This is a genomic window from Methylocystis sp., assembly GCF_051061225.1.
Taxonomy (GTDB): Bacteria; Pseudomonadota; Alphaproteobacteria; order Rhizobiales; family Beijerinckiaceae; genus Methylocystis.
This window is the reverse complement of sequence record NZ_JBPFEB010000120.1, coordinates 19,302-32,684: the sequence shown is the minus strand read 5'-3', so window position 1 is coordinate 32,684 and position 13,383 is coordinate 19,302. Positions and strand designations below refer to the sequence as shown.

Sequence of the window (13,383 nt, the reverse complement as noted above, 5' to 3'; positions counted from 1 at the left end):
CAGCGCGTCGATCTCGCCGGGCTCAAAACCCGTGATCGAGAGATTGAGGTCAAGGGGAGGGAGGAGGACGGAAAGTTCTTCGAGTTTGGCCGCCAGCAGCTCCCGGTCCCAGCCGGCGCGCTCGGCGTATTTATTGTCGGCGAGCACAAAGGCGCGGATGCGTTCAGGGCTGAGGCCCCGCGCGCAGAGCGTGGGGATCTCCGTAAGACCGGCGAGCTTAGGGCGGCGAGCCGCGCATGGCCGGCGAGAATCATTCCCGCCTCGTCGACGATGACCGCGCCGATGAACCCGAGCGCCTTGATCGTCTTGGCGAGATCCTGGATCTTGCGCTTCTTGTGCGCGCGCGGACTCCTCGGATTGGGCCGCAGGTCGTCAACCCGCCGCATGATCACTTCGCAATCGGAAACGATGCCTATGGGGGCGGCGGGACACTATCGAGATCGCGGGGGGCTTCTTTAACGGGCTGAGAGGTCATGTTCGGAACCAAGGAAATGAGCGATTCTTTCAGACATAATGCACGCTATGCATAAAGCAATTGCACAACTCACGGCTTTTTCGTGGTTTTCTCTATATGAAACCCATTGAACGCGGCCGTTAGGTCGATAACCAGCGCCACGGGCTTCTTCTTCATGTGACGAAAGATCTCTTCGAAACCTGCCTCGCCGCCTTCCTCGACGATCTTCGCGGCAGGATCGTCCTGCTCCGGGAAAGCCACGAACCAGGCCTGGGTCGTTCCAAGAATCATCTTGTTGAGCAGCGCGCGCCGCGCGACGCCCCTCGTCAGCAGGTGGTCGCGGATGAGAAGCGCAATGCGCTGCATCTCCCCGACCGGAGTCTGGCGTTCGGCGAGGGGCTGCAGGACGCAAGCGAGGATGGCTTCGTCGGCGGCGAAGACCCGCCTGTTTCCAGTGCCGGCCCTGTTTGTCTCAGGCTTGGGCATCAAAATGCCGGAGACCGCCCAATGCTGCACGCTCCGCGGGTTGGCGCCGGCGAGGCAGACGATGTCAGTGACCGAATATTCCTCCCCCCTGTCGAACATGCCCGACCCCCTTTTAGGACAGAATGCGCGCTCTGCTCTCTAATTCAAGGCCTCGCCGCTCGCGCGCCATTCGGCCCTCATCGATGAGAAACTTGGCCTTTGCGTCTGGCGGGTTGAGCCTCTCCCTACTTGTCGCCCGCGGCTTCCCTGTTCGGCGCCGTCGCTTCCCTGTTCGGCGCCAAAAAATTTCCCAGTTTTGGGAAACAGGGAATTTTGGCCGAAAACGCCTGGATTTCCGGGACGGCCATCCCGACCGGTCGCGGCGACAGGGCAGTTTTTTGAAAAAATTCCCTGTTATTTCCCTGTTAGCAGGGAATTGAGACGGAGACGGGTTCGCGGCCGACCGCCTCGTCAGCCACGCAGTCCCGCGTTTCAGAGATTTTCCTGGAACCGGCCGAAATGCCACGTTCTGCGGGTTGTGCGGGCGCGGAAATCAGAGACCGGCGAATAGAGGCCTCTGCGGCAGGATTTCGCCCACCGGTCTCCAACGCAGATTTTCCCGTTTCCGTGAATGCGGTTCAGCCGACGGCGGAGACCGTTTTGAGAGAGCCCGAGGAATCGCAGTCAGGAGCGCGGCCCGGTTCGCTTCGGAGAGCGCTCCGGTTCGCGTCGGGGAATGGGCGACGCCCTTGCGCGGGAGCACCGGCCACGTCGGGAGAAACCCAGCGCTCTTCGAAGCGGACAACGAAGGGCTCATCAAGACAAGAGGAATCGGCCGTTAAAACCGGGGCCACCCCGCGGCGCGGGTTTGACGGCAGCGGAGAGGAAACGCGCTCATGTTTCGTCGGCCGATTACAGTCCGTCCCGGTCTTCCGGGCATGGATCGTGGAAGAATATTATGACCATCCTCACATAAACTCTTACTCTCATTGAAAAATCCAATATGTTAGTCCAAGGAAACACTTCCACGGGCGGCTCGGGCGCCTGAGTGCTTGAGTAAGTAGTTAACATGTCTAATATTTTCTTGTCACATTCGAGCAAGGACGACGTTGCCGCGGTGGCGGTCGCCGGCTGGCTCAAGGATGAAGGGTGGGACGACATATTTCTGGACCTCGATCCGGTCCAGGGCATTCACGCGGGTGAGCGCTGGGAGCGCGCGCTCTATACGCAGGCGGCGGAGTGCGGGGCCGTGCTGTTTCTTGTCTCGCGGAGCTGGCTCGGGTCGGAATGGTGCCGGCGGGAGTTCGAGCTCTCGCGAAAATTGAATAAGCGATGTTTCATCGTTCTGATCGAGAATATTACGATCGACGAATTGCCGCCGTCTCTCAAGGAGACGCATCAGACCGTCTCGCTCGCGGCGGGCGAAGACCATCTCGTCTTCCGGCCGATCCTCCCGATCACCCAGCAGGAAGGATATGTGACCTTCTCCCGGGAAGGGCTGATGCGGCTGAAAATCGGGCTGGAGCACGCAGGGCTCGATCCCCGCTTTTTTCCCTGGCCGCCTCCAAACGATCCCAATCGCGCTCCCTATCGCGGCCTGGAAGCGCTCGACGGCGTCGACGCGGGCATTTTCTTTGGCAGAGACGGGCCGATTACCGAGGCGCTCGACGAGTTACGGGGCCTGCGCGAAGCGACGCCCCCGCGCATCTTTGTGATCCTCGGCGCGTCGGGCGCCGGCAAATCCTCGTTTCTGCGCGCGGGGCTGATGCCGAGGCTTTTGCGAGACGAGCGCAATTTCCTGACGCTGCCGGTCATCCGGCCGGATCGCCTGGCGATGAGCGGACCCGGGGGGTTGATCGCGTCACTCTCCGAGGCGGCGGTTCGTCGCGGCTCGACGACGACCCGCGCCCAGATTCGGCGCGCGGCCGCCGAAGGCGCGGCCTCCCTGCGGCCAATCCTTCAGGGCCTCCTCATGGAGTCGCCGCAACACGAAAACCCGCAAACAATCGTGGTGACGATCGATCAGGCAGAGGAACTGTTCCGTTCCGAGGGCAAAGAGGAATCGGAGGCGCTTCTGGGCGTCCTGCGTGACCTGACCGCCGCCGACGCCCCCCCTTTTCTCGTGATTTTCGTCATTCGCTCGGACAGTTATGACGCGCTGGAGCGCAGCAGGGCGCTCGAGGGGTTGAAGCAGCGCACATTCGCGCTCCTGCCCATGCCGCGCGGCGTCTATCAGACGGTGATCGAAGGGCCGCTGCGCCGGCTTCGGCAGGCCGGGAGAAAATTCGAAATAGATCCGGGCCTGACCGAAGCGCTTCTGGAAGACATTGAGCAAGGCGGCGGCAGCGACGCGCTCCCTCTGCTCTCCTTCACGATGGAGTTGCTGTTTCGGGATCACGAAGCGGCGGGTCATATCAGCAGGCAGGACTACCTCGATTTCGGCGGACTCAAGGGGTCGATCGACGCCGCGCTGAAACGCGCCTTCGCGGCGGCGGATATGGACCCCCGCACCCCCAGGGACTACGACGCGCGCCTGACGCTCCTGCGACGCGGCTTCATCCCGTGGCTCGCCGGCATAGACCCGGTGACGAAATCCCTGCGCCGCAGGGTCGCCCTCGCCTCTCAGATTCCGCAGGAAGCCCGGCCCTTACTCGATCTTCTGGTGGAGCAACGGCTGCTCACGCGCGACGTGGACAAGGAGACAGGCGAGGCCACGGTCGAGCCGGCGCATGAAGCGCTGTTGCGCCAATGGGGCGGCCTGAAAGGCTGGCTGGAAGAGGATTTCGGCCGGCTGGCTGCTTTGGAGGGCGTGAAGCGCGCGGCGACGGACTGGGACGCCAATGCGCGAGACCCCGCCTGGCTCGCGCATAGCGGCGGGCGCCTCTCGGAAGCCGACCAGCTCGATCTGCGGCCAGACCTTTCGGCGCTGCTGGACGACACCGACCGCGTCTATCTCGCGCAATGCCGCCGGAAGGAACAGGATGCGCGCGAGGCCGAGGAAGCGCAGCGCCGGATCGAGGCGGAACTCGAAAAGGAAAAGCATGCAAGCCTCCTTCAACGCGCGCAATTCGCTCGCGGCATCGCAACCGCGCTCTTTGGCGGGCTGCTCCTGTCGCTGGGCTTCGCCTATTGGGCGACGCGGGAACGCGACGAGGCGCAGGAACAGAGGTCCATCGCCGAAAACCAGCTTGCGGCGGCGGTGGTGTCGGCGAACGATCTGATCCGCAACACCGTCGGCGGCATCAAGGACATATCGGGCGTGCCGGCGGCGAAGGTTCTGGAGATACTCGACATTGCGCATGACCTGCAGGAGAAGCTGAGCGGCAATGGCCATGAGACGGCCGATCTCCAGCGCAGTCACGCCTTGTCGCGCGAGGCGGCGGTGCAGGTCTGCCTTGAATTCGGCAAGACGGACTGCGCCCGCAAAGCCGCCGAGGAAGCTGTTTCCCTGAGAAAGCCGATTGCGAGGGCCAAGCCGGACGATCCCGGTCTCAAAATGGAGCTTGCCGGCGCGCTCACGAAAATGGGCGACGTCATGAAATTCTCCGGCGATCTGACGCGCGCGCTTGAGGTCTATTCCGAGGCGCTGGCCCTCAAGCGCGCAGCCGCGTCGGCGGCGCCCAGGAACAACGCCTGGCGCGCGGAAGTCGCGCTGGGGATCGAAAATGTCGGCGACGTGCAGGCGCTGAAGGGTGAAAAGGCCGAGGCTTTCGAATCCTATCGCTCCGCGCAGGACGACCGGGAAGCGATTGTCGCCGCCGATCCCAAAAATCCCGACTGGCGCGCGAGCCTCGCGCTGAACGATCAAAAAGTCGGCGCCGTTCTCTTCGACCAGAATGATCGTGTCAGCGCCAGACGCTCATACGACGCGGCGCGTCTCCTCATGGAAGGACTGTCGCGCGAGGACCCGCACAATTCCAGATATATGGAACTTCTCGCCGAAAGTCTGGAGAAGACCGCCGGCGTCTCGCTCGCCATGAACCAGCTCGATTCCGCTCTCGATCTCTACCGGAAGAGTCTCGTCATCCGAAAAGGACTTGTGGACGATGATCCCGGCAAAGCGAGCTGGCGCCGCGAGCTGGCCCAGCTTTATAACAAGCTGGGCGATGTCGAGATGGCGCGGGGCGAATTCGAGGAAGCGGCCAGGAATTACACCGCTGGTCTGTCTCTCGTGAGAAGGCTCGCCCTTTCGGATGAAACCAATGCCGGGTGGCAGACGGACTTGTCCCGGAGCCTCGCCAAGATTGGAGACGTCCGCCTCGCGAATGGCGATTTCTCCCTCGCCCTGGCGTCCTACCGCGACAGCCTCGCCATTCTTCGGGCGCATCCGCCGGCCGATCCGATGGATGTGCGGTGGGAACAGGATATCGCGCTGCTGAATGAATTTGTTGCGGCCATCCTTTATAATCAGAAGGAGCGCGCCGGGGCCGTCGAAGCCCTGCGAAACATGGCCGACGCCTTGAAAGACATCGCGAAGATCACGCCGGGCAATATGGAAATCCAGCTGAAGATCGTGGAAGCGTATAAGAAGCTCGCCCTGGTGGATCGCGAAAACGTCGCCCTGCACACGGAAGCGGCGCTGGCGGTGTTGAACGATCTTTCGAAGCGGATACCGCGTGATGATTTCAATGCGCGTCGCCAGGTGGATTACGCCAGAACCCAGCTCGGCAACGGGCGAATCGACCTCTACAATCTGATTGGGCGTCACGCCCGGCTCGCCAGAAAATGATTTCAGACGCCGTGAGCCTGTCTCCCAGAGTCGACGAAAACGGATTTCCATCATGAAGAGGCTCCAGCACCTTTGCGCAGCGCTTTGTTTCCTTCTCTTAGGTTCCGCAGCAACGGCGCAAGCTGGAACCCTGAAGACCGTCAAGGACCGCGGCATCCTCAATTGCGGCGTGCCGGACAATGTGCGGGGCTTTGCGACGGTCGATGAAAACGGCAAGTGGACGGGCTTCAGTGTCGATTTCTGCCGCGCAATCTCTGTCGCGATCTTTGGCGACCCCGCGAAGAAGGTGAACTTCGTGCCCGTCGCTGTGTCGGATCGCTTTACGGCGCTCGACTCCCGCAAGATCGACGTCCTTTCCTCTAACGCCACATGGACCCTCTCTCGCGAGAGCCAGAACAGGATCGCCTTCACCGGCACGAATTATTTCGATGAGCAGGGTTTCCTCGCGCCCAAGAGCCGGAAGCTCAAGTCGCCCCTCGAACTGAGCGGGAGCAAGGTCTGTCTGGAAACGGGAACGACGAGCGAGGCGAATTTTGCAGAATGGGCGGCCGATCGGCAGATCGCTTTTGAGGCATTTCGCGCGCCGCTGTTGAAGGATCTCATAAAAGCCTATGAAGAGGGTCGTTGCGACGTGCTGACGAGCGACATCTCGCAGTTGTACGCCGAGCGCCTCGCCCTGGCCAAGCCTGGAGATCACGAGGTTCTTTCCTACACGATCTCGCAGGAGCCGATCAGCCCCGCCGTTCGTCAGGACGATCCCCAATGGTTTCAGATCGTCAGATGGGTAAGCTTCGCGATGATTGACGCGGAGGCCCTGCAACTTTCACAGCTCAATATCGACGCCGCCCGACAATCACGCAAGCAGGATCTGCGCCGATTTGTCGGTGCCGAGGGGGATATGGGCAAGCAACTCGGTCTCGGTCCCGAATGGGCGTTCAACATTGTCAAACACGTGGGGAACTACGAAGAAACGCTCGAACGCAATCTCGGAGAGAAGTCCGAATTGGGAATCAAGCGCTCACTCAACAGACTCGTGAAAGACGGCGGCATATTGTTCGCTCCCCCCATCCGGTGAAGGCAGCGGAGCTCAGCTGATCGGTTTCAGCGGTCGCACTCGGAAAATCGACGTCCAGGACGCGGATTCCTGGACGGATTCCTTCCCGACTTCCTCCAGAAGCGCGCGCGCCTTTTCCTCCATCTCCGGGTTGTCCACGGTCTCGGGCAATGCCGCCAGCGCTTGCCCGTAGAGCGAGCGCATGCGATCGAACTGCAAGGCTTGGGCCGTTTGACCCAGTTGTTCGACATAACCGGTGATCGCGGCGGCGATCGCCGGAAGCAGTTCGAGAACCAAGGTCACGCGCGCGCGTCCGAAGAACGCATATGGCTTCCACTCAATGTGTAAATGTTGGCCCACGCTCATCGCTGCCGTGCCGACGCCCGCGACGCCGAGCAATGCAAGCGAAACGATCTTGCTCCGCGTCGTCGCCGCCATGTGCCGCGTAACCCGGTCGCGAAAATATTCATATTGACCCCTGATCCAGATTTCCCGGCAAATCTGATAACGCAGGGCGTCGAGAGGAACGTCTCCCCTGCGTTCGAAACAGTCGAGGGAGCGCAGCGAGAGCCGCACCCAGGCGAGTTCGTTGGGCTGGCAGACGGGGTAAGCATCCGCCGCCGATTTTTCCAGGCCCGCGATTCGCCAGAAGACGCTTATGCGCGCCGTTTCGGACAAGGCGCGATAGTCCAGATAGCGGCTTTGATACTGCCGGCCCCTTGCGAAGAAATAGAGCGCAAAGGAGCAGGCGAACAACACTTGATAGAGAACGAGAAGAAGGGTCTTGGGAGCCTGCCCGCTCGAAGACAGGGCGATGGACGCCGCCATGAGAAGGGCCAGAAGGAAAAGCGATTTCCAGACGTTGCGAAAAGCATTCTGATTGCGTCGCGCGAGCACGTCGGAGAGGGCGTGGGTCGCGCATAAAAGAGGCGCGTCACGGAGCGCGAGCGCAATGGGGTCGCCGAGCAATCTCACGCCTTTCGGCGCCTCGAAGAGCTGCGCGAGACTCTGCCTGAACATCTCCCGTCCGCGCGCAAATGAGAGAAGGCGTTTCGCATCCCTGTTGTAAGCGACGGTGAGCGCGATGCAGACTTCTGCTTCTTTCCAGACCCTCGCGGATGCGCAAAGCTCGGAACTGTCGCGCGCCGCCGCCAGAAGTTCCGGCCCCCATGGCTCCGTTTCAACCTGAGCGACGCCCTCCGGCCTGCTCCGGCGCGGCGTTCTTATCACGATGACTGGCCCGGTGGTCGCCGTGTCAATGCAATCGCGCGCCGTCGGGCATGTCCCGAGCGTGAAGCCGTTCCTTTTCGTAGAGACTATCTCCGCGGTGCCCCCGGCTTTCATGTCGGCTGTCTGGCAGTCCCACAGGGACAGAAGGATATGGGAGTGACGAATGATGAACAGCCCGGCGGCGCGGTACTGCAATGTGCGCCGCGCGGGCTCGTCCCGAACCGTCTCGAGCGTATTGCCGGCGGCGAGCGGCATCACGGGCGCGGCGATCGCGCCGGACAGCAGCCTGTCGAACGCGGCGCCGACATCGGGAGCCGAGTTCTGAAAATCCTTGCGGTATTCCTCGGCCGCCATTGGCAGCGGGGCCACGAGCCCGGCGCCCGACTCGAGCGCAACCTGTGCGACGAGCTGATCCGCGCCTTCGGCCAATGACGACATCACGATCAGCGGCGTGTCACAGTCGCCATTCAGATAATCCGTTCTGATCCGGTCGAGAACCTTCCTGACTTCGACCCGGAGTCTAGAGACGTCGTGGGGCCGGATGTCGCGATGGCCCGTCACGCCAACCACGAGCGGCAGGCGGCAATGGAGGCCGAGGACAGCTCCGGCGTCGGGCATGGACGGCCCTTCCCTCATGCGGCGTTCTCGAACAGAGCATGGGAGATCTGTCGCTCGGCGACTATTTTTCCGTATTGAAAAAGCAGCGGTATGTTCTCGGGCGCCTCCATCAATCGGAGCCTGGCGACGTCCTCTTCCTGCAGGACGACGCCGACATGCTGCTCGAGCCACTGCTGTTCGAGCTTGATGTCGCAACGATGATAGCGAAAAAGGCTTTCGAAGGGCCGCTTCAAGCCTTTCAGATCGCCAAGCTCGGAATTTATCGGCCACTGAAGACAAGCCTCGCCCAGCCACGACATGAGCGTGAGCGTGAGGTCCTGGTTGTCCGACATCTGGGCGGCGAGCGCATTGATCGCAAGCAGGATCGCGGGCGCCCGCTTCGCTTCCCGTGTCGTCAGTTTCGGCCGGTGCGATCCGGTCCCGATGGAAAGAATGAAGAGGTCCTTTTCACCCGTCTTCCACTCGAGATGATAGGGTGGAAGCAAGGCGCTCAGCAGCAGCGCGAGCGAAGGATTATTATGAGGCGTCAGCCCGCCGTCGAGGAACAGGCCGGGCTCCATCCCCTTGACGATCTCGATCGTCTGCGGATCGAAATAAAAAGGCGCGGCCGTGCTCGCGCGGATGATGTCAGGCAGGGACAGGTAGCTGTTGCCAACGAAGGAGTTATCCGAGGGCGTTTCCCAGAAGATGGAACGCGGATTGTTCAGCACCACCCAGCAGCTGCCGGTGTCGATCCGTTTGAGGATCATGCACAGGCCGGTCTTGAGCCGCTCCGACCCCAGCGTGCACCCGCCGAACACCCGATCGAGCTCACTGTGCAGCGCCTCGCCGTCGAAATTCGCGTGCCAGCCGGGCAAATGGAACAGGGAAGACCGGAAGACCTTGGGTGCAAGCTCCTGGTAGAAAGCGCGTATCTCCGAGGCCGAGAATCCCGAGGCCAACCCCGCCGCGATGATGGCCCCTGTGGATGTTCCGCCGATGAGATCGAAGTATTCGCAGAGGCGAACCTCGCGTCCCTGGACCTCTTGCAAAACCTGCTCCACCCTCTCCAGAAAGGCGATGGACAAGGCGCCGCGCACACCGCCGCCGTCGAGCGAAAGGATTCGCTTGGGCCCCGGCCCGAACAGGTGACGATCGCGCGAACAGGTGTAATTTTCAGTCATATCGCCCTGTCTCCTGCGATTGGCTGAGCGGACCCTTGGATGGTCCCCGGCGGGTTTGCGTCAGCCCCGTGTCGCGGACTTTCTGCTCGAACATGTTCACCTTTTTTCTCAGATCGCTGGCGAGGCGCTCCAGCCTGGCGAGATCCACAGCGGCCTGCATGTCAAGTTCCCGCGACTTTTTTTCCAGCTCCGAAAGGCTGTTCTCCTCTACGAAACGCTGAGAGGCCGCGATCATCGCCTCCAGTTTTCCGGTCATACTCTCGATTGTGCCGATATCGATGCGGCCCGGTTCGGACCGACGCCCTGAATCCCTCAACAAAGGTTGTATCACTTCGACGACGGGGTCGAGTCGCCATTTCATCGCGCCCAGTTCGCTCGGAATCCCGCCGAGCGTCTGCCGCGCGCGCTCGGAGAGCCTGGCGAAGCGGGCGCTGAAGTCGTCAAAATTGAAATGCGAGACAGCGCTGTTCTGAACGATGATGCGAGGGTAGCGCTGCCCCGGCAGCGCCTCGAGCGCCGGCGCCTCGCCCGCGACGCCTTCAAGCGAGATCACCACGCCGCCCATCAGACTCGGCAATTCCACTTTTGCTTTCGTGTTGGACCGGATCGGGGCGCTTCTGTCTATTCGCGCCAGCATGACCACGAGGGCCGAGTCCCACTGGATGGGGCCGTTCGCGACTTCTCCGACTTTCACGCCATTGAAGTTGATGGGGCTGCCTCGTGTGATATTCGCGCCGACGTCGGAGAAGGCGAGTTCGTAATAGACTGCGTCGGCGGCCCACCCTGCGCCCTCAATGAAAAGGACGAAGCGAAGCGCCAGGGCGACGTTGATCGCGATGAACAGGCCGACGATCAGAAAATTGGCTCGGGTTTCCATCGACGTCTTCCATCAAAATCGGCGCAGCTCCGGGCCTGCGCGCTATAGTCTGCGCAATGCGTCCGCAGGCCGCATCGAGGCCGCGCGCCAGGCCGGGTAAAGCGCGCCGATGCCGCAGAGCGCGACGGAGGAAAATAGAATCGGCAAGATGATCGACACGGATGGACGAAAGGAAAGGATGTCGCCGACGGTGGGGAGATAGCGAAAGAAATAGGAGATGAGGAACGAAGCGGGAATCCCCACGCCGCACCCCGCGAGCCCGATTATCACGCCTTCCAGAACAATCGATCCCATCGTTCGGCTGCGCGACCAGCCGATCGCAATCATTATGCCGATCTCTCTCGTACGTTCTTGCACCGCCATCAGCAAGGTGTTGAGAACGCTTAAGCCTCCAAGTGTGAGCGCGATCCCCGACACGGCCTTCGCCACCGCTTTCATCACAGCGAGATTCCGGTCGCGCTGCAAAAACTCGTCCGTCGGAGCGGCGATCAACCCGCCGAGACGCGCAATCTCGGCCTTGATCTCCTCGACGCGTTCCGGCGGCGTCGCGGGTTTCAGGTTGAGATGAAACATCGTAACCCGTTTCGCGCGGAACGAGACCGCTTGCAGTTCCGACAGGCGCGCGTAAATCAGCGATCGGTTCAGGGCGGATCTGTAATCAGCGATCCCGACGACCTTGAACGACTCATCGAGAATCGTGATGACGTCGCCGATCTTTTTCTGAAGCGCCGCCCCGGCGTCCTTACCGAGTACGACGGCGCGCGGCTCGCTCCGTTTCGGAAGCCGGCCGGCGGCGATCGGCATCTTTTTCCAGAACAGACTGTCTTCGGCCGAGCCCATGATCAATCTTTGGCGCCTGTTGTCCACGGGCGCGAACATCATGATTTCTCCCTCGGCCGCGGCGACGTCCCTGATGGATGCGAGCGCGCTCTTCCTGTCCTCCGCGATGGAGCTTTCGAAGAGATCCGAGGCGTTGCGGGACAAGACGACGAGATCCGAGCCGCGCTCGTCCGCCCCCGCCATGGCGCTGAACTCGATACTGTCCGCCAACGCGACGAGGCTGAGCGCGGAAGCGACTGCGAGGCCGACGCTGATCGAGACAATCGCAGTCCGAGTGGCCCTTCGCCAGAGATTCCGGAGGGCGAGTGTGGCCAGGTTCACGCGAGGCTCCCCACTTGCTCTTCGGACTCCAGCACGTCGACGCGAGGGGCTGCAGTCTCCTTCCCGCCCATCTCGTCGAGCCGCCGGTCCTCGATGATCGCTCCGTCTTTGATCACGATACGGCGGGGACAGCGGGCGGCGGTGGTTTCATCATGCGTGACGATGACCAGCGCCGTGCCCTGCCTGCGCTGTATCTCCAGCAGCAGATCGATTATCGACTCGGAATTGACGCTGTCCAGGTTTCCGGTCGGCTCGTCGGCCAACAGCAACTGGGGGTTATTGGCGATGCTGCGGGCAATCGCTACGCGCTGCCGCTCACCCCCCGAGAGATTCGCCGGCAGATGATCGAGGCGGGCGCCGAGACCGACCATGCCCAGCAAATCCGCCGCGCGAGCCCGGCGCGCCTGGGCGGAATGGCCTTTCCCGACGAGAGCCATCTCGACGTTTTCGAGCGCCGTGAGGGCGGGGAGGAGAAGGAACTCCTGAAAAATTATTCCGATGCTGCCGGAACGCAAGCGCCGCCACTCCTCCTGTCCGCGCACCGGCTCCCCCCGCCAATAAACGACGCCCGCACTCGGGTCGTCGCATCCCCCCAGAATATGGATCAGCGTGCTTTTGCCGCTGCCGCTCTTGCCGAGGATGGCGACGCAATCGCCCTCATAAATAGCGAGAGAGACATTGCGCAGCGCAGTGACAGACCCATCCGGAAAGACGCGAGAGACGTTGTCGGCGCGTATCAACGCCATTCTTTCAGATTCCAGAGTCATTGGCCCCCCGCCGCGTCGCGGCCCCGCCGCGCAAGCGCCTTTATCATCCCGTCGACATCTTTTTCATCCTGCCCGAGCAGCGCGTTCGTCTCATTGCGCAGCGTAAGCGCCATGCTGACGCCATCCATGATGACATCCACGACCCGCGGCTTTTCGTCGCCCCGCAGGCGCCATATCACGAAATGCGGCGGCGTCTCCGTCTTCAATGCGAGCAGGCGGTCTCCGGAGTCGCCTCGGCGCACCCCGAGGAACTGAGGATTTTCGCCCCTGTTACCCCGGTTCTCCTGCACGCAACGACGTATGATCCACCGTGTCGCAGCGTCCCGATAGGCGTCTCGCTGCGCGGGGGACATTCTGTCGCGGACATCTTCCGAAGACACATTGACGACCGCGTCCAGATCCATCAGCGAAGCTGAAGATCGCGCGCAAATCTCGCTGGCTGAAGCGTCAGATTGCCCCGCGAGTTCCTGTCCGTAGCGCGTGATCTGCGAGACGATCTGCTTGATTTTTGCGTCATATTGCTCCTGCCGCATCGCGGTGGCCCAGGCGGGAGACGCAGAGATGGCCGCCAACAGCAACGGCGCCAGCAGGGCGATCGGCGCAGTATGTCCAACAGCCACGCGGGCGCTCCTCTCCGGCAGGGCTAATAGGTTCTTTTTAACCTCTTTCCACCGAACTGTAAAAACGCCTCCAGCCGGCATATCGGCGCCAGGGCCCAAGTCGACTGCGACATTTTGAAGTGGACGGTCATGTCAGGAGGCGCGTCGATTTTGTCCGATCAATTGTTTGATAATGCGCTATTTTCTACATCAGGCGGCGCGTGAGCGACATTTTTTCCGCGATCGGGCGCGTGCTATTTAAATCC

10 protein-coding genes are annotated in these 13,383 nt (G+C 61.8%); 2 read left to right on the top strand and 8 right to left on the bottom strand.

Translation table 11 applies throughout. The annotated features are described in order from the left end of the window. Both ACR652_RS20200 and ACR652_RS20195 read right to left on the bottom strand, forming a co-directional pair. Window positions 1–386 (bottom strand): ParB N-terminal domain-containing protein (locus ACR652_RS20200; RefSeq protein ID WP_434508265.1); only part of this gene is annotated, 386 nt, incomplete at its 3' end. Between the two features lie 158 nt (window positions 387–544). Next, window positions 545–1,039, bottom strand: a complete 495-nt coding sequence (locus ACR652_RS20195) for a hypothetical protein (RefSeq protein WP_434508264.1) — start codon at window positions 1,037–1,039, stop codon at window positions 545–547. Window positions 1,040–1,988: 949 nt separating this feature from the next. Here ACR652_RS20195 and ACR652_RS20190 point away from each other — a divergent pair. Further along, a complete protein-coding gene (locus tag ACR652_RS20190) occupies window positions 1,989–5,648 on the top strand; it encodes an nSTAND1 domain-containing NTPase (RefSeq protein WP_434508263.1) in 3,660 nt (1,219 codons plus the stop codon). 52 nt (window positions 5,649–5,700) lie between these two features. After that, complete coding sequence (locus ACR652_RS20185; protein WP_434508262.1) at window positions 5,701–6,723, top strand: amino acid ABC transporter substrate-binding protein; 1,023 nt, start codon at window positions 5,701–5,703, stop codon at window positions 6,721–6,723. Window positions 6,724–6,735: 12 nt separating this feature from the next. On the opposite strand, the gene ACR652_RS20180 is transcribed toward ACR652_RS20185, so the two are convergent. The 6 genes from ACR652_RS20180 to ACR652_RS20155 are packed head-to-tail and all read right to left on the bottom strand — an operon-like array spanning window position 6,736 to window position 13,138. Beyond that, window positions 6,736–8,550, bottom strand: a complete 1,815-nt coding sequence (locus ACR652_RS20180; protein ID WP_434508261.1) for a hypothetical protein — start codon at window positions 8,548–8,550, stop codon at window positions 6,736–6,738. Between the two features lie 14 nt (window positions 8,551–8,564). After that, the gene (locus tag ACR652_RS20175; protein WP_434508260.1) at window positions 8,565–9,713 is read right to left on the bottom strand and encodes a patatin-like phospholipase family protein; all 1,149 of its coding nucleotides are present in this window, start codon (window positions 9,711–9,713) and stop codon (window positions 8,565–8,567) included. Further along, a complete protein-coding gene (locus ACR652_RS20170; protein WP_434508259.1) occupies window positions 9,706–10,590 on the bottom strand; it encodes an MlaD family protein in 885 nt (294 codons plus the stop codon). The genes ACR652_RS20175 and ACR652_RS20170 overlap by 8 nt, the downstream gene beginning before the upstream one ends. 42 nt (window positions 10,591–10,632) lie before the next feature. Next, a complete protein-coding gene (locus ACR652_RS20165; RefSeq protein WP_434508258.1) occupies window positions 10,633–11,751 on the bottom strand; it encodes an ABC transporter permease in 1,119 nt (372 codons plus the stop codon). Beyond that, window positions 11,748–12,518 carry an ABC transporter ATP-binding protein gene (locus ACR652_RS20160; RefSeq protein WP_434508257.1) on the bottom strand — a complete coding sequence of 257 codons (771 nt, stop codon included), beginning with the start codon at window positions 12,516–12,518 and terminating at the stop codon, window positions 11,748–11,750. The genes ACR652_RS20165 and ACR652_RS20160 overlap by 4 nt, the downstream gene beginning before the upstream one ends. Then, window positions 12,515–13,138, bottom strand: coding sequence for an ABC transporter substrate-binding protein (locus ACR652_RS20155; RefSeq protein ID WP_434508256.1), 624 nt, complete (start codon window positions 13,136–13,138; stop codon window positions 12,515–12,517). Before ACR652_RS20155 ends, ACR652_RS20160 begins: the two co-directional genes overlap by 4 nt. Window positions 13,139–13,383: the final 245 nt, after the last annotated feature.